The 22,503-nt window shown below is 33.0% G+C and carries 21 protein-coding genes; 9 read left to right on the top strand and 12 right to left on the bottom strand.

The window, feature by feature from the left end; genetic code table 11:
- Positions 1-23: 23 nt before the first annotated feature.
- Entirely contained in the window at positions 24-188 is a 165-nt protein-coding gene (locus VK161_RS13465) for a hypothetical protein (protein WP_324215310.1), read from the bottom strand.
- A 342-nt stretch (positions 189-530) separates the two neighbouring features.
- Between VK161_RS13465 and VK161_RS13470 the strand changes: the two genes are divergently transcribed.
- The 4 genes from VK161_RS13470 to VK161_RS13485 all read left to right on the top strand — a co-directional run bounded on the left by VK161_RS13470 (position 531) and on the right by VK161_RS13485 (position 2,857).
- Positions 531-1,472, top strand: a complete 942-nt coding sequence (locus VK161_RS13470) for a hypothetical protein (protein WP_324215311.1) — start codon at positions 531-533, stop codon at positions 1,470-1,472.
- A 444-nt stretch (positions 1,473-1,916) separates the two neighbouring features.
- Positions 1,917-2,102 carry a hypothetical protein gene (locus VK161_RS13475; protein ID WP_324215312.1) on the top strand — a complete coding sequence of 62 codons (186 nt, stop codon included), beginning with the start codon at positions 1,917-1,919 and terminating at the stop codon, positions 2,100-2,102.
- Positions 2,103-2,283: 181 nt separating this feature from the next.
- Positions 2,284-2,469 carry a hypothetical protein gene (locus tag VK161_RS13480; protein ID WP_324215313.1) on the top strand — a complete coding sequence of 62 codons (186 nt, stop codon included), beginning with the start codon at positions 2,284-2,286 and terminating at the stop codon, positions 2,467-2,469.
- Between the two features lie 202 nt (positions 2,470-2,671).
- Entirely contained in the window at positions 2,672-2,857 is a 186-nt protein-coding gene (locus VK161_RS13485) for a hypothetical protein (protein WP_324215314.1), read from the top strand.
- A 165-nt stretch (positions 2,858-3,022) separates the two neighbouring features.
- On the opposite strand, the gene VK161_RS13490 is transcribed toward VK161_RS13485, so the two are convergent.
- From VK161_RS13490 to VK161_RS13515, 6 genes are all read right to left on the bottom strand, one after another.
- Positions 3,023-3,574, bottom strand: a complete 552-nt coding sequence (locus VK161_RS13490) for a hypothetical protein (protein ID WP_324215315.1) — start codon at positions 3,572-3,574, stop codon at positions 3,023-3,025.
- Positions 3,574-3,699: a hypothetical protein gene (locus VK161_RS13495; RefSeq protein WP_324215316.1), complete on the bottom strand. Its 126-nt coding sequence runs from the start codon at positions 3,697-3,699 to the stop codon at positions 3,574-3,576. Before VK161_RS13495 ends, VK161_RS13490 begins: the two co-directional genes overlap by 1 nt.
- Positions 3,700-3,757: 58 nt before the next feature.
- Positions 3,758-4,363, bottom strand: coding sequence for an REP-associated tyrosine transposase (locus VK161_RS13500; protein WP_324215317.1), 606 nt, complete (start codon positions 4,361-4,363; stop codon positions 3,758-3,760).
- 350 nt (positions 4,364-4,713) lie between these two features.
- Positions 4,714-5,199 carry a hypothetical protein gene (locus tag VK161_RS13505; protein WP_324215318.1) on the bottom strand — a complete coding sequence of 162 codons (486 nt, stop codon included), beginning with the start codon at positions 5,197-5,199 and terminating at the stop codon, positions 4,714-4,716.
- Between the two features lie 2 nt (positions 5,200-5,201).
- Complete coding sequence (locus VK161_RS13510) at positions 5,202-8,639, bottom strand: DUF6443 domain-containing protein (protein ID WP_324215319.1); 3,438 nt, start codon at positions 8,637-8,639, stop codon at positions 5,202-5,204.
- Between the two features lie 5 nt (positions 8,640-8,644).
- Positions 8,645-8,986: an RHS repeat domain-containing protein gene (locus tag VK161_RS13515; protein WP_324215320.1), complete on the bottom strand. Its 342-nt coding sequence runs from the start codon at positions 8,984-8,986 to the stop codon at positions 8,645-8,647.
- A 240-nt stretch (positions 8,987-9,226) separates the two neighbouring features.
- Here VK161_RS13515 and VK161_RS13520 point away from each other — a divergent pair, with 240 nt between their 5' ends.
- Positions 9,227-9,661, top strand: a complete 435-nt coding sequence (locus VK161_RS13520; RefSeq protein WP_324215321.1) for an SLATT domain-containing protein — start codon at positions 9,227-9,229, stop codon at positions 9,659-9,661.
- 103 nt (positions 9,662-9,764) lie between these two features.
- Here VK161_RS13520 and VK161_RS13525 read toward each other — a convergent pair whose 3' ends face one another.
- From VK161_RS13525 to VK161_RS13540, 4 genes are all read right to left on the bottom strand, one after another.
- Complete coding sequence (locus tag VK161_RS13525) at positions 9,765-10,880, bottom strand: DUF2931 family protein (protein WP_324215322.1); 1,116 nt, start codon at positions 10,878-10,880, stop codon at positions 9,765-9,767.
- Entirely contained in the window at positions 10,855-12,675 is a 1,821-nt protein-coding gene (locus VK161_RS13530; RefSeq protein WP_324215323.1) for a phospholipase effector Tle1 domain-containing protein, read from the bottom strand. Before VK161_RS13530 ends, VK161_RS13525 begins: the two co-directional genes overlap by 26 nt.
- A gap of 53 nt (positions 12,676-12,728) precedes the next feature.
- Positions 12,729-16,385 carry a hypothetical protein gene (locus VK161_RS13535; protein ID WP_324215324.1) on the bottom strand — a complete coding sequence of 1,219 codons (3,657 nt, stop codon included), beginning with the start codon at positions 16,383-16,385 and terminating at the stop codon, positions 12,729-12,731.
- 777 nt (positions 16,386-17,162) lie between these two features.
- On the bottom strand, positions 17,163-17,558 hold the full coding sequence (locus VK161_RS13540; RefSeq protein WP_324215325.1) for a hypothetical protein: 396 nt from the start codon (positions 17,556-17,558) through the stop codon (positions 17,163-17,165).
- Positions 17,559-18,065: 507 nt separating this feature from the next.
- Between VK161_RS13540 and era the strand changes: the two genes are divergently transcribed.
- Positions 18,066-18,950 (top strand): GTPase Era, encoded by an 885-nt coding sequence (era, locus tag VK161_RS13545; RefSeq protein WP_324215326.1) that lies wholly within the window; start codon positions 18,066-18,068, stop codon positions 18,948-18,950.
- On the opposite strand, the gene VK161_RS13550 is transcribed toward era, so the two are convergent.
- A complete protein-coding gene (locus VK161_RS13550) occupies positions 18,951-19,454 on the bottom strand; it encodes a hypothetical protein (protein WP_324215327.1) in 504 nt (167 codons plus the stop codon).
- 106 nt (positions 19,455-19,560) lie between these two features.
- Here VK161_RS13550 and der point away from each other — a divergent pair, with 106 nt between their 5' ends.
- The 3 genes from der (at position 19,561) to VK161_RS13565 (ending at position 22,469) form a co-directional block, all read left to right on the top strand.
- A complete protein-coding gene (gene der / locus VK161_RS13555; RefSeq protein ID WP_324215328.1) occupies positions 19,561-20,871 on the top strand; it encodes a ribosome biogenesis GTPase Der in 1,311 nt (436 codons plus the stop codon).
- A gap of 215 nt (positions 20,872-21,086) precedes the next feature.
- Positions 21,087-21,719, top strand: coding sequence for a 7-carboxy-7-deazaguanine synthase QueE (locus VK161_RS13560; RefSeq protein ID WP_324215329.1), 633 nt, complete (start codon positions 21,087-21,089; stop codon positions 21,717-21,719).
- A gap of 3 nt (positions 21,720-21,722) precedes the next feature.
- Positions 21,723-22,469 (top strand): energy transducer TonB, encoded by a 747-nt coding sequence (locus VK161_RS13565; RefSeq protein ID WP_324215330.1) that lies wholly within the window; start codon positions 21,723-21,725, stop codon positions 22,467-22,469.
- The last annotated feature ends 34 nt before the right edge of the window (positions 22,470-22,503 follow it).

The raw sequence follows: 22,503 nt of genomic DNA on the forward strand, positions 1-22,503 counted from the left end.
TAATTTAACAATTGAAAATTAAATTATGGATAAGAAGGTGGCGGAGGTGGCGGAGGGATGTGTCCGTGTTGTCCACCCGTATCATCGGCAACCTGGTTTTGAACTGGTTCTACATTTTCATCGGCAGTGCACGATGTCATAGCCGCACTGGCTATTAATAATAACGAAAATAAAACTATTTTTTTCATAATAAAGAATGTTAAAAATTGAACAATACTTGACCTGTTCGGGATTTTCCCGAAGGCGTGGGACTTGCTTTTTTAGCTGTCCAAAAGGGTAAACACGTGTTTGTTTTTTTGGGAAGTGAAGTGGGTGAGTACAGAACGTTGTGATTCTACTTCCCGAAGAAAAATTCGGTTCTGTACCGCTCCACTTTTTGAACTAGTTTTGTACATTTGTTCTTATCGCGAAACAGAACAAGAACTAATTCTGAGGCAAAGGAATGGGGTTTTTGTTTGAGTGTTTATAGGGAATTCCGATAATTCGAATAATGTTGAATAATGTTGGTAAATCCGTAAAATTCTTTTTCTATGACAAAGACTTCAAATGATTATTGTATTACTTTAAAGCAGAAATACGAGTTAGAGAAATCTAGAAAGTACAGTGGCTTTTTGTTTGACCCAACTCCGGGTCTACTGAAGGAATTATGTTTGATTTTTTTTGATTCTGGATTGAAGAAAAAAGATATGGAAGTATTTGAAAGTTTTTTTACTCCAAGACCAGAAAGTGGATTGAGAAAGGCTATTGAAAGATTTGATGGAGAAAAATTAAGACCCGTTTGTAATTTTTTAAAAGGAACTTCTAAAAAGACTAATAGTAATATTTTAAATCTAATAGCTGTTTTGATTGATTTTGAAGATAGGCCATTTGCTCATTTTGTAAATAGCAATAGGCAAATTGATAATCAAGATAATGTTCAAGAAGAAGAAGTTACTCATGATGAAATAAATACTGAATCAAAAACCAGTGATAAAAAGGAAAAAGAAAGACCAACACCAATTGTTTTTGTTGTAGACGATAGTCATGCAGCTGAAACTAAATCATTTGTTGGAAAAAGCTTTAAAAATACTCCAAAGAAATCAATGAAAATTGTGGGAATTGGTCTTGGAAGTATAGCAGTCCTATCTTTTGGATATACAGCAAAGAATATGATTTTTCCGAATAAAGAATGTATGAAGTGGGTGCAAGATCACTATGAAATGGTGGATTGTTTGAGCGAAGCGCAAGGTGTAGGAAGTTACGGAGCTATTGTGCCCTATAATGAGGTTGAATTTAATAGGATAGAATTAAAAGTTTGTGACACTACTCAGTTTTTTATTGATGGAAATACAGAAAAACCAAAAGTGTGGTACGATAAAGAAAAAGACGAGCTTCGGTGCTTTAATATGGATGGGATCAATCCAGAAACTGGAGATCATTTGCGACCCATTACTACTTATATGATTAGTAAATATGTTGAGTCATGTAAATGACTTGTTATTTGTTTCTCTTAAAGACGTAGATTTATTTCGGGGTCCGCCTTTTTCCATCATTTTCAAGCAAATTTGCGCGTGAAACACGTGAATTATGCGTGAATTATGCGTGAAACCAACGCCACGCACTACGTGAATGTCGCACCACGTTCCGCGTGAAATCTACGTGGCGTTCTGCGTGAAGTTGCGCCACGTTCTGCGTGAAACCTACGTGGCGTTCTACGTGAAACGTGCGTGACGCAGTGCGTGAAAGTGCGCCACGCAGTGCGTGAAAATCAGACAAACTTCACTTTTAATGGTTTGAAATAAAAGCCTTACAAAAAACCAATGAAATCCGACGGAATCCGACGGAATCCGACGGAATCCTACCAAAATCCGACGGAATCCGATTTTTGAAATTTTTGGTTGTTTGAACTTTGCAACTACACTTTTTAAAAGAAGAATATGCTTGCCGAAGACATTTTTACAATAGCATCACACCTTTCCCGTGAGGAACAGGAGCGATTGTATAATATGCTAGGTGAGAAATTAAATAAAATCAAAATCCCAAAAAAGAAAAAGAAACCACTTATTACTGATGAAGAAGCAATTGAGTATTTGTATCGGACTGTATTTTGTCGGGTGAAATAAATAAGTTACTGTGAGTTTTCAGTGCATTAAACCATAAAAATGTTCGGAAATGTTACCCGAATCCTCGGAAATGTTCGGAAATCCTACCTGAATGTTCGGAAATCTTACCCTAAAGTTCGGAAATCCTATTTTTGATATTGTGAGATGTATAAACTTTGCAAGTACATTTTTAAAAATGATTATGCTTGCCGAAGACATTTTTACAATTGCATCGCACCTTTCCCTTGAGGAACAGGAGCGCTTGTATTGTATGCTAGGCGAGAGATTAAATAAAATCAAAATCCTCAAAAAGAAGAAGAAACCACTCATTACCGATGAAGAAGCTATTGAATATTTGTATCGGACTGTATTTTGTCGGGTGAAATAAATGGGTTATTATATGTTTTTCAGGTTTTTAATCCATAAAAAACAAACGTCAATGTTAATAGAATGTTTACCGATATTGGTAAAATGTAAGCAAATGTTATACGAATGTGAGCAAAAGTGAGCAAAAGCGGGCAAAAGTGAGCGAATCTTAAATCCACTATTTAAATAACCCCAAACTTTACAGGTATACCTTACTAATAGTTATGCTTGCCGAAGACATTTTTACAATCGCATCACATCTTTCCCGCAAGGAACAGGAACGTTTGCATCTTATGTTGAGCGAGAAACTAAATAAAATCAAATTCCCAAAAAAGAAAAAGAAGCCACTTATTACCGATGAAGAAGCGATTGAATATTTGTATCGGACAGTGTTTTGTCGGGTGAAATAAAAAAAAGCTACATCTTTTTGGATGTAGTTTTTCTATTCATTGTGGGCACGGATTGCAAATCCGCGCATCATTGTGAAGATATATCTGTGCTATCGGGAATCGGGCTGGTTAACACTCTATTCAGCTAAAATTTTTGTTTAAGCAACACTTTTAATAGATTACCCTTTATTCATTACCGTAGTAGAGAAAAATTACATTTATCGTATCGTCATAATTACCAGTGAGATTCATGCAATTAGTATATTTATTATAATATCCAATTGTCATCTTCATATAAATGACTTTAATATTTTGATGAGTCCTTTTATAAATTGAGTATTTTCCTTTTGATGTGATTTTAATGTCCTCAAACAATAAGGCATTTTCTTTGTCTTCGATACTAAGATTTTTTGATAAATCAACAAAATTGTATTTATCAACAATGATTGTGTCGTTAACTGAATCAGGAGCATAAAATACTGGAAAATAAACATTTTTTTTGCTTATTTTTATTATTTTATCGATTTCGATAGCTCTATTATTTTTAATATTTAAATTTTCTGCACTAAATATTTGACCAGGTTTTATAGAATTTTTTTTAATTGCCTTAAAATAGCTGAATGTTTTCAATTCTTCTATATTCAAAACATCAACATTTTCATCGAATTCCATTTTGAAATTCTGACAATAAACTAAATTTGCCATTAACAAAACAAATAGTAAATATTTTTTTTTCATTAGTTTACCGATTTTAATATTATGGTTCCTTTGCTTAAAAAATCTCCTTTTCCTTTATACTGCCCAACCACTTTTACACTATATTTTGCATTTCTTTCACCTATTTCCAATTGTTCTCCATTCATTTCTGAATTAAGAGAGCCCCCGCTGCGCAAAGTCTCCTGACTTTGAGCAAATTTATTGCTACTTTTCGTAACTATTGTATTTCACAACCGAACTTGACTTTAAAACATTTACAACAGGAATTTGAACAATCTCAACATCAATTATTCCTTTCAAATCTATGTAGTTCGATGCGCTAGAATAAATATAATCTTGAGGATTAGAGACAATACCTGCACGAACAGGATTAAAATGAATGTAATCTATTTTTGACCACATGAATTTTTCAGAATAAATCTCTTCCGCATGGTTACCTAATTGCCAAAATTGAAAATTTTTATTCCTTGAATGACTTTCGGTTGCTAATTTAAAACGCTCCAACATCCATTCTCTTCGGCTTTCGGGTTCTGATTGTATCTTTTCTAAAATTGTTTTGGAGGTGAATTTCTTAAAATCTCGAATTAAATCGGATAACTTTCCTTCATTTGATTGAACAATCATGTGAATGTGATTGCTCATTATCACATAACTGTATACAGTCATTCCTTTGTTTTTGATGCAATATTCAAAACACTCAATAACACAATCTCTGTAGCTTTTTCTTGAAAAAACATCTACCCAATCAACAATTGTGACAGTCAAAAAATGGGGCAAGCTTTGGTCTCTTATAACATATCCTTCTTTCATGGCGTTTAAAATTGAATTAAAAATAGGAAACTTTTCGTAAATTAAAATTATCTATTGAAAAAAAGCGCAAAGTCAGGAGACATTTGCGCAGCTTTTCATGGGAACACTTTGCGGAGCTGGTTAATTATACATAGGAAAGTTTTTACTTATCCAAGTTCCTTGTAAGTTTTTAATAGTTGGAATCATAGTTTTATCTGATTATAATTATTTGATATAAAGTTATAACTAAAGAATAACATATCCCAATTGATTAAATTTCGTGAGCTTTCATCAACTAAAATTTAATATTAACTACTAATTAATTATAAAAAAAACCACCTATTTAGGTGGTTTAAATTTTTGATAATATTTCAATCACAACTTATCCATTTTTGTTTATTTAATTTTTTTTCAGATGGCTTGTTCATGTTTTCATCTAATATTTTTATACTCTCATTCAAATAGGCCACTTCCTTTTCTTCGGATAAATTATTCTTTTTTAAAAAAGAAATTATTTCTTGCATTATCTCTAATGAATCCCCAGAGGTTAATATTTTAAACTTATTTCCATTTTTAAGAAGAAGATACTTTTGTCTACTTGGTTCATTAGAACAAAAATATATTCCAATTTCATTATAGCCCAAAACTTTCTTTTCGACTATTTCTAAAATATGTACTGAATTCCCATTGGATTCCTTATTGTTAAGTTTGTCTTTTTCAACAAAGAAAGAATTCAACTTTTCTCTAATACAATTTTCAACTTGAATATTTTTTGTTTGCGCAAAATTATTCACAACTGTAAAAAAACATGCTATAAGAATTATGCTTAGTCTTAAATTTATTACTCTTGTTATCATAATTATTGTTTTTTATTCTCTTTTGTCTCTTCTATAATTGCTGTATGAACTTTGGAAGGGTCTTTCTCATGGTCACCACCTTGAGCCCAAATCAATACGTTACCTTTATTAGTATGTCCTATCTCATGACCAAAAATCGCACCAATTATTTCAGAAAAATTAAATCCTTCGGGTACCTTAGTACCATATAACGACGCACTCGTTTTAGAATCTTTATCATTAGAAACCTCAGAAACTTCATCAATATTCTGCATATAAAATGTAATAGTTGATTTAGAAAAAGAAACATCCTCAACCTTACCTGTATCTGGGTCTTTACCCTCCATTAAATTAGTGAATGTAGTTTCTGCTAACGTTATATTTCCTTTTTTGTCCACAGGTTTGTCCGTTGTATTCAGAACTGTCTCTACAGGTGTTGTTGAATTCACTAACGTATTAAACTGGGCTTTACCTGTATCGGTTTGGTTTAATGATTTAGCTAAATTTCTGTGATTGTTAGTTGCAAATTCGGTAAATCCTCCTTTGCCATCATTCAGTTTAGGGTCATACACAACATTATTTTTAGCATCAACCCACTCAAGTCCTTCCAACTCTCTACCGTCTACAACTCTGTTTTCTGAAAAATTGTAAACTCCATTATAAGCATATTTCTCGGATAATGGGTCAACGCTCATAAACCTACCAATAGCATAATCATAATTTCTCCACTTAAAACTGTCCCAGTTCAGCCCCAGCTCGTCTTGGCGTTCCTGACCTTGATACTTATACTGATACGCCGTTGTAAAAAACGAAGGCACATTTTTAATTTTTAAGAACTCTTCTTCTTCTTTAAACGTTTTTAAAGTACCGTTGTAATTGGTATGTTTTAACCCAAATGGGTAATAATGGTTCTCTTCTAAAATTTTCAATTCGCTAGTGTCAGGATCAATAGCATAACTTACTCTGATATTTCCTAAATGATCGGTATAATTAAATACATAACTTATTTTGTACTGATCACTTAATTGACAATTCTCGCAATACGTTGTATTTACATAACCTTCTGCCGTTGGGAAGAACTGTAATATTTGGTTTTTATATTGAAATCCATTCATATAATCCGTTTTGTCTTGCGAGCCTACATTTACATCGACAACATATTTTTTCACTTTTCTTCCTGTTGCATCGTAAAGATACGAAATTGTTCCTGTAGTTCCAAAATCAATGATTACGGGTAAGTTCAAATGGTTGTACGTAATAAGTCCAATTCCTTTATTGGCATCGCTAATCATGTTGCCATTGGCATCATAACCATAATCGGTTCCAGTAGTCGGACTGTCTTTGAATCCCATCGGGTCAGCCGAGTCATCACGAACTTCTTTCAGTATATTGGTGTTAGGAAAATAGTCGTAATCCAAATCGTCAATCTCAAGAGTCATGTTTTGTTCGTCTAAATTTCCATTACGATTCAGGTCGGTGATATTACCGTTTTTATCGTATTTCAAATATTCATCATAACTATTGGTCACAATAATCGGAAACTCGTCTTTTTGATAAATGGCATCAGTCAATCGGTTCAAATGATCATAGGCATAACCGTATTTGCGCACCGCATTATCACTATTGGTTCGCCAAAAGGTCTCCGAAATGTTTCCGTTGTACAAAGGAACTACTGTTCCTTCAACACTAAGTTCGGGTGCATCATAGCTTATACGAAACGCAAACAAATCTTCGGGATCAGTGCCAATGGTTAAATCTCGTATGTTGTTGATATCGGTCAACCAACCTCTAATGTTGTAGCGGTAATCTACTTTTTGCAGGCCTACAAAAGTGGTAAAATCTTCACCACCTACTTGTTTGGTAATGAGTTGACCTAATTCATCGTATTCGTTATGAGCCAACAATTGCTTGCCATAATTACCCACGGTATGATAATGATTGAGCAATCGCCCTTGTGGTGTGTACTCAAATTCTTCTAAGGCTGTTACCAAGTAGCCACCATTTTCTCTTAGGTGATTTGTAAGTGTTTTCAAAACTAGACCTTCAAAATTGTATTTGGTTTTTACTTCGGTATAGCCACCCATATAATTAAAGGTTTTGGTCAAAATAGGGCGGTACTTTTTATTGTCGTAAAAGGTATGAGTAATCTCAAACAATACACTGCTAGGGTTTTCTAAAATTCGTACCCAAGAACCTGTGGCCAATCCTTTTACATCGCTCGCTGCCGTTTTGCCATAAATAGTTGCAGTAGGCACCGCCATTGCATTAGGATAGGTATAATTGTCGTAGTAATTAATGGTGAGTAATTTTAAATCGGTGGTTGGGTACACCACATTGGAGTAACCTGTATTGATGCTTTCTATACTCGCGTTCGATTTGTATTCATTGACAACGCTTGCTCCCGCATAATCCGTTTGAACACTTTTTCTGAGTGCATTAGTAATATTAGCCTGAGGTTTCCATGCTGTATAAACAGGTCGATTAAACGCATCGTATTTGGTAATCATCCAACCTGTATCGGTTCCGCCAAAAGGGTTGAAAGCAGGTCCTGTTGCAACAACTCGGTCAATTTTATCGTATACGATGTACTCTTTTTGCTTTCCGGGCAGCTTCTTTTCCACCAATCGGTTGCGGTAATCGTATTTGTATTGGTAACACAAACCATCTAAAACGGTAGTTGCTGTACTGCCTTCGGATAGCGGAGGAAGCACATAGGTTAGATTGCCGTATTGGTCGTAAACATAATAAGTGTCGTGGGCTTCATCATTATTGTAGGTGCGTTTTAAAACTACTTTGCCTTCTTTGTCTTTGAACTCAACTGTAGTATTGTTGTTACCATCGGTTAATTCCCAGTTTTCATCCTTGGTAATGGTTTTGTACAATTGGTTTGGCAGATAATGTGAAGTTCCACTTTCCGAAAATCCAGTCGTATACAAGCCTTCCGAATCACTCCAAGTAGCAACGGCTCTAAACAATTTTACTTCAAGTGTATCATTGGTTTGGTAGTCAAACTTAATAGTATGATCATTATTCGAATTAGGGTCAACGACCCAAGAGTTTCCTGGCGCACCTTGTTTTAACAAACGGTTGAGTGGTGAAGCTTCAAACACTTTTTGACTGTACGAAACCTGTTGGGAATAAGGTGTGTATTGCGCTTGTGCTGCAATAGCATTGGGTATAAAATCGAGGGTATTAGTTTGAGTGGTGTAAGGTAGATATTCCTTTTCTTGTCTGCCGAATTGATCATAAACAATAGGTGTTACAATGTTTTTCCCAGAAGCTGATTGCGCATTTGCAATTTGCTGAATGGGTCGACCAAGTCCATCAAAATAGGTAACGTTAATGACGCTATTTTGCGCTAACGAATCTTTGTAAGTAACCGATTTAATATAATTTTCGGTAGTAGTTTGACCAATAACCAGAATTGGTAGTAAAACGATAAGGTAAATTAACTTCTTCATGGCTATTAGTTTTGAGTTTTATAATGATAATCGTTTTCAGCAAGCTTATAGCCGTCTTTATCATAAACCGCTTTAAGTCGACCAAACGTGTCATATTCATAGGTTTGGACATCACCTTTTGGGTCGGTGATTGTATGAACACCCACTAAAGGAATGTAGGTGATAGTGGTAATCATGGCATTGGGTAAAGCGGTTCGGAGTGCGTTTAAAGCGCTTATCAAATTGGCTTCATCTGTTCCGTTAGATAGAGTTTGTAAGTTTGAAACATATGAACTCACCTGTGCATAGGTTGCATTTTCAATTTTGGCAATAGGTTGTGTTTTATTATAACCCCAAATGTACGACAAGACAGTACCGCCTTCTTGTTTGAGTTGGAGCGGATTGAAATTGAATATTATGAAGCCCTACATTTTTATCAACAAAATATGATTAGTAGTGCGCACACAAAAATTATTAATGCTTCAACTAGATTGAACATGATAAAAAAGATGCCAGACACAACAAGATTAGTCGATGAGATTTTTCTTAAGAAACAAAAACAAATTAATGTTTTAACACATATGATTATTAATTATAAATAAAAAGCTATGGAAGAACAATTACAATTATTGAAAGAGCAAATAGAAATTCGTATTAGAAATATAGATAGTCGTAGGATTTACTATAGGAAACGATCATTTTTTTCATTTATTAGCACATCAGTTTTAGCCGCAATAAGTACGCTTTTGCTTGGCTTAAATTTTATGAATTGGAAAGAAGAGATTCGTATATGCGTTTTAGTAATTACAAGCCTTATTACAGTAGTAAATACCTATAACTCTTTTTTTAATTACAAAGAATTATGGGTGGCCAATAATGACGCTTTAAATCAGTTTCGAGAATTAAATTTTAATATTGAATACTTCCAAAAAGGGAAAGTAGAAATTGATGATGCCACACTAACAGCGTTTAAAAATCAATATCAAACAATTTTAAATGAATTAAATCAGGTTTGGCACAAAAGCCGATTAGATAAAAAATAATCTTAATAAAAAAGGTGACCATTTGGTCACCTTTTTTATTTTGTATTGAAAATCAGAGTGTTGAAATTAATTTTTGTTGAGACAATATTTTTACCCATAACATTTATTTGTAATATATTATGTTCTTTGCGTATCCACCAGGATAAACCAAATGGTCCTCTGTTCTTATAGCATCTACCGCTTCAAAACGCATTAATTTTTCTCTCTTATCAGGACCATCTAACCAAATTGTACAATGTCTTCCATCTTTTTCAACACCAAAGATTAAATGATTATAATTAGTGAGTTTATTGTTTTTTGGGTTAATGTATGGAGTAGTATAAATTTTCACAAATTTTTTTGGTAAAGGAATGTTAGTGTACAAGTAAATACTGTCTTTAGGCTTTTCGCGATACCAAAAGGTTTGAATTAATACGGGTAATTGAAACTTATTTGTTTTTAAATCCATATCATTAATAGTCATATAGCTATTTCCGTAGGTAACTATCTTGCCTCCATAAATTTCATTTTCTTTTGATTTGTATAGTTGATCATTACTAGTAAAAACCCCTTCTTTTGATATAAGATGCGCCCAACCAAAAACCATAGTTGTGTCTACTGTATAGTATCCTAATCCCAAAGCATAGCGGGGATCTGATTTTTGCCAATTGCTGTAATCTAAACCAACTTTTTTATAATATTCGTTTGAAATTTTACTTATGCCATCTTGTGCTATACAATTGGAATCTATTTTTGTAAAATTGGCAACACCTCGTTTAATTTCGATGTTGTTTAAAAAAACACAAAAATTGCCCCCTGGAGCAAAGTTTACAGTGAAATCGAAACTATTGTATTTTTCTTTTTCTTTTAATTTTTTGTTTATATAATTACTAATAAAAGTGGATGGAAGTTTTAAACCACCTTCGTACCGATTACATGTGAGTTTATCTGTCCATTCTACAAATATACTGTCGGGATAATCACCTTTACCGCGGATACTTTGATTAGAATCGCTTGAACCCCATCCGAGATTGTCTCCAACATTACTATCAGAAATTCCACCAACTCTACTTCCATTTTTAAAAAATGAAGCAATTGGGTAATGTGCGGTATAAAATTTTGGAGCTCCAAGACAAATACCTATATCAATTCTTTGCTCTTCAATTTTTGTTTTTTTATCCTTACAACTTAAAAAAGTTATAAATAAGATACTACTAAGGAGATAAAATTTCTCTTTCATAAGGGGTCATTGTTTTATTTGATAATCTTGGATGGTTTATATATGCCATTTTGTTGATAAATTCCACTTCATTTAGGTTGTAAGTTACTTCATAATTATATTTTTTAACTACAACTGGTAACTGAAATTCAGGTTTGTTAAAATTAGAAGATAAATGAATATATTCATGCCTTATTTTATTAATTATTTCTGTTGTTAGTTTGCTTTTAGCTTTTACAATCTTTTTATTATACAAAAGTTCATACTTTTCAGTCGCAACCTCAAGAACAATCCTTAAGTAATCTTCTAAATCTTTTGGCACAATGTATTCAAATGGTTGGGGTTTAGTTTTACTTTCTTTGTTTTTTATTTCATTTAAATCATTAACCAATGGGACTCCCGCTTTTTGACTAATTTGTTTCATTACAGTTAAAGATACTGTTGAGTATCTTGGTTTAATTATTCTATTTGCTTCTAATCGCATTACTACACCATTTACCACACTAGTGTCTATATTGTTAATTTTAATCTTCTTTGTGATTTCTCCTATTTTTTTAAATTCAATTTCATTTTCTTTATTGCAAAAACCATCTTTGATAAAAAAGTTTTTCATTTCTTTTTCTTTTTTACCAATTTTAGGATAGTAAGTTTCTTCTTCATTTGTACCCGTTACAACTTTAAATAAATGAATTTTGGTATATTCCTTTTGCAAAGCAGCATAACCACCGCCAATATCTGAATGCGCACCTAACATTGGTATAGTTATGCCATAATTAGTTTTTGTAAGCGGAAAATTTTCTCTCCACTCGTCACGTGCTGTAAGATGCAAAACCCTTTTGATATTAAGCTTAGAAATGTCAATATTTGCTTCTTGAAGGCTTTTAACTTTTATTAACTCATTATACTCTTTTAGTTTGTCTAAATTAAAATCACCATAGTATTTGCTGATAAATTGAGAAACTACGGTGTCAAACAAACCTAAAAACCGAATGCTTACTTTATTATTATCTTCTACGGTTGAAAAATCGTCGGTAAATTTGTAATAAATTTTTTTATTTTTGAATTCATCACCAAGCATACCTAACGTATAAGATTGCGATTTTGGCATAAATTTATCATTTGACGAAACTCTTGTATTAACTATTTTGACAATTTTATTTTTGGAATTAGGCTCATTACTTTTAAAATTTGTAGTAATTGAATTTACACCTATTATTTCATTACAAAAATGACGAGCTGCTGCTGCACCACGACTAAAACCATATACATCAAAAGTGAGACTTCCTATAGCATAATTTTTGTTTTTTAATATGTCTGAAATTTGTCTGGAAATTTCAATACAAGCTTCTTGTACTTTGCCAATAACACCTCTCTTGTATATTCCAAAACCTGAACCTAAAATGTCATCATCTTCTTCCTCTAGTGTACCTATACCTTGAACATATTGTCTAATATAATAAGTATTTTTGTCTTTAGTTTTTTCTAAACCTATTTTGTATAGATCATGTAATAAAGCAACATTACTATAAGGATTCCAATAACTAGAATCCGTTTCTGCAATAAAATCCTTTTTTTTACTTTTTACTTTTGTCGGTTTATATTCTTGTTCGATTACATTGTTATTTTTGTCTAAATGCTTATAATAAACTAAATCAGAATTAAAACGATTATTACCGGTTCCATCAAAAAAAACACCAATAACAAAATCAATTTTTGTTTTACCAATTAAGTAGTCCGTTTCCTCCGTATTTTCTTTATTACCTAAACCAAGTCTTTTTACTTTATGAGTTTTTTGTGGCGAATTTATATTTTGCATAGTTTAAGAATTTTAAAAAGGTGGTGGAGTCTCCACCACCTTTTATTATTTAATTAGTTAGGATACAAAGTTGTATCACTTGTACCAGTACCTAAAAGCTGTGCGTTTTCTTGTAATGTGAAAGCTGTGTCAACTTCTAGTTGATCGGGGTTTTCACAGTTTTCAGGTTCGGTTTCAGGAAAAATTGGTAATGGCTTATTAGGGTCAGCATCTAATCCTGTAGAGTGAGCCTGTATAATAGTAAGCGTCGTAGGTATTCTAGTAATCCAGAATTTGCCTTGTGGTAATCCTGTTGGCTCAATCATTTCTGCTGCAATACTCATGTATAAAGGGTCGCCAATTATTGGGCTTTCTCCGCCCATCCATACTTTTCCAGTTTCTAAGAAATATTGAACAGCTTCTTCAAAACCAGGCTTAACTGTTACTATTACTCTTGCCATGCCAGATTGCAAGAAACTTCTAAATAAAGGATCAACATTTTCAGTTAAATAGAGTTCTTGCCATTGGCTTCTTTCAGCCCAAAAATAAGGATAGAAGGTATAATCTTTAGTACTCCACTCAAAGGCTTGTTCTAAAAATTTAGCGGTAGATGTGTATTTGTCTAAATCTTCACTTAAAATTACTTTGAAGTCTTCCATTTTAACTCCTTCACCATCATGGTCAAAGTCTTCACCAATACCTGACAGATAATTTTGTAATAAATAGGCAATACAATTGTGTTTTAACACATCTCCTTCAATAATACGGTAAAAATTACTTATTATATCTTTTTGCTCTTCTTGTTTGGCATTTTGTTCTGATTCAATAGCTGCTACATTCTCATTATGTTCAGCTAGTGCATTTGTATAGGCCTCGATTATTAGATTGAAGTTTTCTAGTTTCCAAGCATTGATAAACTCATCCGACAACTTACAATAAAAAGTTAAATATAAGGTAAACTCATATATATTAATTCCGTTATACATGAAAACATTCTCTCCAAAATAGTTTAAACCATTGATAGTAGTTGTCCCGTCATACGAACTATTATAGGACTGAAAAGAAACATTTCCACCTTTACAGTCGCTACAAGTTAACATTGATTGACCTATAAAAAGCTTTTTCTTTACATAATAACCTATTTTTAATGAAGTTGCTGTATAATTAGTTTCTATACTTAAAGCAGTACTTACGGGATTGAATTGTTGGAAAGAATTTGGGGTTCCTTTAATTTCATGATAAACTTCCTTATTTTGTTGCGGTAATTCTGTAAGTGTAACTCCATAAATATTTGCCCAATACTCTAATAGTTCATTTGTAGCAGTTGAAGCATTTGGCATTTTATGTGGAGCTTCTGCTGTACGTGGATCGACTGGAGCAACTATGGTATTTCCTTTTATGGCAGTTGCAATTCTATGTAATCTTGCAGGTTCAGGAATCATGAACTCAAACATTGTACGTTTACCGTAATTATAGATTTGGTTTTTCATTTTTTTATCTACCCATCTATAAACGCCTGTAATATGTTGTGGTCTTGCTGCTTCTGCATTATCAGTTTCGGTTACTTTACCTCTATTATCATATTCATGTACATTGGTTAAATTTACTTCATGAATAATTTTACTGATTCTTTCCTCAGAAATTTTAGACTGAACTCTTTCCATTGCTTTTTCAGTAACTTCTTGTGATTTTGTGACAACTTGTCGATTACTTATGAATTGTGCATTCGAACTAGCATAAGCAGTTCCAATATCAATTTTCCAAATTTTCTCTTTGCTAAAGTTTGCATGAGCATTAAAACTAGTTAGTTTATCAATCTCTTTAGCAACTTCAGTTTGCATTTCTGATCGGTTTACTTTAGTAGTATCAGATATTTTCTCTACTTCTTGAGTTTTTTGTGTAGTAATGGTATCTTCTGTACGAGTAAGCTCACTAATTGATTTATGACGTAACTCGCTAGCCATTACATTTTCTATGTTTGAAACTTCTCCCGGTATATAAGCATGTACGCTTTGAACTACTTTCATGTATTCAGCTACTCCTAATCGTTTTAGTCCATAATGCTTATCATTTGTTGGTGTATTTTCAACAGGGTTGCCAATATTAAGTTCTTTAAGAGATAAAATGCCTGATATTATGGTCGATGTCTTTTCTTCAATATTAAATAGATTATTATCAGCAGGTAAGTTTAAAGTCGTTTCTCTTCCATTAGTAAAGAAAACTTGAATACTCATATTTGTAATAGAAGTGTATTTATCTTTTAAGATATGTGGGAATGAAAGTTTATTATTCACAACTTGGATACTACCTATGGCTTGAGTTTCAATTCCAAAATTGGTGTTTGCAGTAACTATAGCATGGCTTACTGACCAAGAACTACTCTCAACATTAATTTGAAAAGCAATATATCTAAATACTGTAAAAAAATTAGATATTAAAAATGATGAACTTAACGAATAAGATAAATGAGGTAATTTATTAGTAGTATTTTTAGAAACAGGAATTAAAGTGCCTCCAATATTAACAAATTCATCTTGTGGCAAGAACGATTCTCTTAATACTCTTTCATTGATAATAGATATATGATTCTCAATTTTTTCAAATATTTCATTATAACTATCACTATTGAAGGTAAATAAATTGTCGTTTATTGATAGTTCATCATCACTATTAAATTCTATTTCAGCATTTGTTAGATCTATTTCAGACTCAATAGTTTCAGATGTAAAATTTTGCAAGAAAAAAGCAAAAGATATTGTGCTTAATTGCGTTTGAATATCTTCCCAATTCAATTCTTTTTTGTACTTAAAGTTAAAGCTTGGTAATTCGATTCTACTTAACGCGTCATAAGCTATTTTTAGTTCTGCCTCAGTAGCCTTATTTTCTTCTAATTGTTCAATAATATCTAATTGTTTTTGATAAGCTAGGATAGTTACTCCGTTATCTTTATTGTATTTTTCTTGAGCTAACTTTAAGGCTTTATTATAATTTTTGTTATAATTATTTCGAATAGATACTAACTCTTTTTTTAATTGTATTAAATTTTCCTTTTCAATTATACTATATTGTTCTTTCTCAAATTTTTCTGATTCCATAGCCATGAGAGTATTGTTTCTCATAGATATTTTTTGATTAGAACCAATAGAATTTATAGCTTCCGATTCTTTATTGAAAATCGATGAAGGAATTACAATAATAGCATTTAAAGCTATTGAAACAAAATCATCAGTTTCATTAATTTTTTTACGTTCTACAGTGGCATTCAAAGTTTGTACATAACCTACATGCAAGGCCTTTATGATATAAGCCAAAACTTCTTTTAAATAAAAATCTTTTTGAGTAAGAAACTGATAAATAAAATTATCCCATATATCTTTAACGTTCTCGGACCTTACGCTTATGCTTTGATAATCATTCTTACAAATTGTTAACTCATCAGCTGTTAGTTTTTCTTGTTTAGAAATCGATTTGCCTATCTTCATTAAGTTGTTAAACACCCCTGTTTCTAATTCTTCTATATTTTTAATAGAATCAGGCTCAAAATTAGCAGCAGCATCTAATAATGCATTATAACGCGCTTGACTTTGAGCTGTTATTACTTGGTCGAAAACACCTTCCATTCTCTCAGGGCGTTGAATAAACTTGAAGTTGTCTCTATCCGTTTCAACAAGATTCGGGTTTCTTAAATTAATAAATCTGAATAATGTTTCATGATTGTTGTTTGTGCTCATAATTTTTTAATTAAAAGGATTAATAATATTTTATTTGTATTTATGTATTGAAAAAGTAAAGAATTCCAATAGACTAATCATTGCTTGATATTGTAAATAACTGAGTGGGACTTGACCTAAGAAACACTTACAAAACGTGTTTCATTATTCCATAATTTATAATGGGTGATTTGTTGTAATTTTTGTTTTATTAATTTTGAAATTTTTAAACCAAGTCTATTGATAATTAAATCTTTGATCCCCTTGTCTATTTTATAAATGCCGTCTTACTTAGTTTTAATTAAACTTAATCCGTCAATCAAACTTTTTTAATACTTTTAAATTACTATTTCTAAAAAAAAAGCTATAACTTCTTTTAAGATTAGATCAAGTTGATATTAATTATATACTTTTGAAATAAAGTAAATACACTTATTAAAAGAAGGTCTCTGATTCGAGAATTAGATTTCTCAATTGTCTTATTTTAAAGTCTATTATTTTCATTTGAAAATATAACGTATTTAATTTATTAAAAGTATGACCTACTTTTTGTATTATTTTTAATTGAGTTATAAGTCTCTTATTTTTTGTTATTTTCCTTCTAAAGACTTCTAAAAGTTAATTAAGTTTTAAGTCCAAAATATTTAAATGAAGTTCCAATTATAGAGTTTCTTTAATTTTCACAAGTTTAATAAAGTGTATTTTGTATTTTCATTAAATGAGTTTAATACAAGTGAGTTACTAGATTCTTCCCAAAAATAGTACTTCCATTCTTCTTTGCCTTTAGCATTGAGTAAATCATACATACCCCCATGAATCTTCTTTTTTATCTAATCCTTTGTTAAAAGAATAAACACCAGCCAAAATGAATCCACCATCATTAGTCAGTGCAATACTTTGCAACAAATCACTACCCGAACCACCAAAACTTTTCTGCCAATCCAAATCGCCATTTTCATTCATTTTCCAAACCCAATAATCCAAATCACCTTTGTTATTATCGGATTTGTTACCTGTTTTGTTTGAGAGTGAACTTCCAGCGAGTATAAAACCATAATCGGCTGTAGGAAGTGCATCCATTAAATAATCGGCATGTAGTCCGCCGTAACTTTTCTCCCAGAGAATTTCTTGGGCAGTAGACGATTCTGTCAATACAAAAATCAACAGAATAAGCAGTAAATAGGATTTTTTCATCAAAAAAAGGTGTTAAATAGAGGTATTAAAGAACTTGACAAATGCGAAACTCAAATATTGCGGAATTTTAAAAAATGCAATAGCGTAGTTTTACGTGTTTTTACTTTGGAAAAGTAAAAAATAACATCAGTAACGAAGTACACAAAAAGTGTACATTTTGTTAAATCTCAGTTAAGCAACAATTTTAAACAAATACGTAAGAATGGGAAAGAGGAAAAACACCCTTTTTTGTAGAGGAAAAACACCTTTTTTTAATTTTAAATAGAAAAAATAGTTTCTCCAAAAAGAACTGTTTAAAACAAAAAATGACTAAATTTGCACTGTAAATCACAGTACACGATTTCGTACACACTTTTATAAGGTTTTTGCAATTTTGCGGGGTAAAGGGAGTTGAAAAATCCAACTCATAACCCGAAGGTCACAGGTTCGAGTCCTGTTCCCGCTACTAAAATCAATTAAAAACCGAAAACACTACTTGCGTTTTCGGTTTTTTTATTCTCAATCAAAATGGAACACAAAGCCGGTTTTGTCAACATCATAGGAAATCCTAACGTAGGAAAATCAACACTTATGAACGCTTTTATTGGCGAACGTTTGTCAATAATTACTTCTAAAGCACAAACGACTCGTCATCGAATTCTCGGAATTGTAAACGGAGACGATTTTCAAGTTGTGATTTCTGATACGCCAGGAATCATCAAACCTGCTTACGAAATGCAGAAATCAATGATGGATTTTGTAAAATCAGCTTTTGAAGATGCAGATGTGTTGATTTATATGGTTGAAATTGGCGAAAAAGAACTTAAAGACGAGGCGTTTTTTAATAAAATTATCCATGCTAAGATTCCGGTGTTGTTGCTGTTGAATAAAATCGACAAATCCAATCAAGAACAACTCGAAGAGCAAATTGATTTGTGGAAAGAAAAAGTGCCTAATGCCGAAATTTATCCGATTTCTGCTTTGGAAAACTTTAATGTAAAAGAGGTTTTTGCTCGTATTTTGGAATTGCTTCCCGTTTCTCCGCCGTATTATCCAAAAGACGCTTTGACCGATAAACCCGAACGTTTTTTTGTCAACGAAACCATTCGCGAAAAAATCCTATTGAACTACGATAAAGAAATTCCATACGCTGTAGAAATCGAAACGGAAGAATTCTTAGAAGACGAAAAAATCATCCGAATTCGCTCAGTAATTATGGTGGAACGCGATACGCAAAAAGGAATTATCATCGGACACAAAGGCGCCGCACTCAAAAGAGTCGGAATGCAAGCTCGTGAAGATCTGGAGAAGTTTTTCGGCAAGCAAATTCACATCGAGATGTTCGTCAAAGTCAATAAAGACTGGCGTAACAGTGCGTATCAGTTGAAACGATTTGGCTACAACCAAAAGTAATTAGCCTATTATTTTCTGACATTCTCTTTCCAATTCCTCCATTTGACCATAACCATTGGCTCTGGTTTGACGCGCAATGACGTACAATAAAATCCAACAAATGACCATCGATATCATAATGATAACGTCGTTTACTATCGATTGATTCAGTGCGTAATCGGAAAAGGCAAACATCAAAAAAGTGAGAAATATGCCCGCAATTATAAAATGCAGAAAAATAAAAAACGTCCACATAGTTTGTGCGGGTCCAAATAATCCTCTGATGTGAGTGGCATTTTTCTCATTTCCTTCTTTCTCTTCTAATTCAACCGACAAATACGGCGACCAATAGCGTTGTTTTTCTCCTTTAATGGTAAATTGAATGTGGTTGTTTCTGATTTTCATCAAAAAATCGGGTGAAATGACTTTAGAATAGTCCACAAATTTTTGTCGAACTACTTCAATGTTTTCGTCAATGTCTTTGTAAAACCGCAGACGTAAACGGATGGAATTTTCAGTGTTCATGCTGTAAAGTTGGTTTGGTTTGTTACCTCTAAATTAAAAAAATATCACTTTACATCCTGCATCCACAACCAACTTTATTACCTTTGCAGCTTATTTTAAAATCATTATGAATAACATTGTAGCCATTGTAGGAAGACCAAATGTAGGGAAATCCACTTTTTTTAACCGATTAATCCAACGCAGAGAGGCGATTGTCGACTCGGTAAGCGGAGTAACTCGTGACCGTAATTACGGAAAAAGTGAATGGAATGGAAAAGAATTCTCCGTAATCGATACGGGTGGATACATCAAAGGATCTGACGATATTTTTGAAGCTGAAATCCGCAAACAAGTTGAATTGGCCATAGACGAGGCCGATGCGATTATCTTTTTAGTGGATGTAGAAGAAGGCATTACACCCATGGATTCGGAAGTAGCCAAATTACTACGTAAAGTAACCAAACCGGTTTTGCTTGCCGTAAATAAAGTAGACAATTCCATGCGTGAAAAAGACGCAGTCGAATTTTATAATTTAGGGTTAGGTGAATATTTTACTATTGCCGGTATGAGCGGTAGTGGAACAGGCGAATTACTTGACGAATTAGTAAAAGTATTACCTGATTTACCTGAAACTACCGAAGAGGAAGAAGCGCTTCCGCGTTTTTGCGTAGTGGGACGACCGAATGCCGGAAAATCATCGTTCATCAATGCCTTAATTGGAGAAGATCGATACATAGTTACCGACATTGCAGGAACTACTCGTGACGCCATCGATACACGATACAATCGTTTCGGATTCGAATTCAACTTAGTAGATACTGCTGGAATTCGAAGAAAAGCCAAAGTAAAAGAAGATTTAGAGTTTTACTCGGTAATGCGTTCCGTGCGTGCAATCGAACACAGTGATGTGATTATTTTGATTATTGATGCCACACGCGGATTCGAAAGTCAGGATCAAAACATCTTTTGGTTGGCCGAAAAGAATAGAAAAGGTGTAGTGATTTTGGTCAACAAATGGGATTTAGTTGAAAAAGATACGATGTCAACCCGAGATTACGAAAATAAAATCCGAAAAGAATTAGAACCGTTTACCGATGTGCCGATTATTTTCATTTCAGCATTGACCAAACAACGTTTGCTAAAAGCGTTGGAAGAAACGGTAAAAGTACACGAGAACAGAAAACAACGTATTTCAACTTCGAAGTTCAACGACCATATGTTGAAACTCATCGAAAGTATGCCGCCACCAGCGTTAAAAGGTAAATACGTAAAAATAAAATACTGTATGCAGTTGCCAACACCAACACCTCAGTTTGTGTTTTTCGCCAATTTGCCACAATATGTAAAAGAACCATATAAACGTTTCCTCGAAAATAAAATCCGCGAAAACTGGGACTTCTCTGGTGTGCCGATTGATATTTACATTCGTGAGAAATAATTGGAGCGAATGGCTTGGGCTTTATCAGTAATGGTAATTCCTGCTGCCTTTCCAAAAATTTTATTGTTTGAAACCATTAGTTTCGTTGCGGAATTTTAGGTAACAATAAAATGTTTTTCCCTTGCATCAGGGCTATGAAACAATCCATTTTTTTGTTTGTAACCTTTTTGCAAAAAAATAACTTAGTGACTTAGCGCCTTCGTGGCAAAAATAATATGCTGAATAAACAAATACAACTCGCCGTAGAAAAAGGAGAAATGCTTCCGCTAATGGAAGAATTTTACACCATTCAAGGCGAAGGATTTCATACTGGAACTGCCGCTTATTTCATCCGAATTGGTGGATGCGATGTAGGTTGCCATTGGTGTGATGTCAAAGAAAGCTGGAATGCCGAACTGCATCCGCCAACTCAAACCGATTTGATTGTGGCCAATGCCAAAAAATACGCCGATACAGTCGTTGTTACGGGTGGCGAACCTTTGACTTGGGACATGTCTTTGTTGACTCAAAAACTAAAAGAGCAAAACCTAAAAGTACACATCGAAACTTCAGGATGTTATCCTGTGACGGGTTCATGGGATTGGTTTTGTCTTTCACCTAAAAAAAATAAATTACCTGTTGACGATGCCTATGCTATTGCCAACGAATTAAAAGTGATTATTTACAACAAACATGATTTTATTTTTGCTGAAGAACAAGCCGCAAAAGTAAATGGCAACGCTATCTTATTTCTTCAACCCGAATGGAGCAAGAAAGAAGAAATGACACCACTCATTGTTGATTATGTAATGAACAATTCCAAATGGCGTGTGTCGTTGCAAACGCATAAATATTTGAATATTCCTTAAATTATGAAGAAAGTAATTTTTGCATTTTTAGTAATAGTTTCTTTTTCCAGTTTTGCTCAAATTGGAGGTGAAGACGAAGTGTATTTAAATGGAGAGCGAATCGATCCAACCTTTAATGGTGGTGGATTGGATAAATTCTATAATTACATCAATAAAGAGTTTGATTTCTCAAAACCAACCAAGGAAGGAGCAATGATTACTTCATTCACCATTTCAGAAACGGGTGAAATTAAGAATATTAAAGTGGTTCAGTTTGTTGATATCGAATCGGCTACCGAAATGATTCGTGTGTTGAAAAAAGCACCCAAATGGAAACCGGCTACTCGTAATGGCAAAGAGATAAGCGTGGATATGAAGTTTCCTTTTAATTTGGTTAAAAAAAAGCCTCAAACAAATTCTGATACCATAAAAAAGGAAAATAATGATTCAAATGACAATTCACTTTACAGTACGAAAAGTGTTGAAGTTAAACCAGAATATCCAGGAGGAATAGAAGAGTTTTACAAATACATAATGAAAAACTTCAAGCAACCCAATGATAAAAATTTTAAAGGTGGAAAAATTTTTGTGATGTTTGTGATTGATAGAGATGGTTCATTAACTGATATAAAAGTTAAAGATATTGGCTTTGGAACCAAAGAAGAAGCGATTAGGCTTATGAAAAAGTGCAAAAAATGGACTCCCGCTATGCAAAAAGGCATTCCGGTGCGATGTTCTTACACTATACCTATAACTCTTCAAGGTAATTAACATAGAATCCCGTTCTCAATCGAATGGGATTTTT

This window comes from Flavobacterium sp., assembly GCF_035299245.1.
GTDB lineage: Bacteria > Bacteroidota > Bacteroidia > Flavobacteriales > Flavobacteriaceae > Flavobacterium.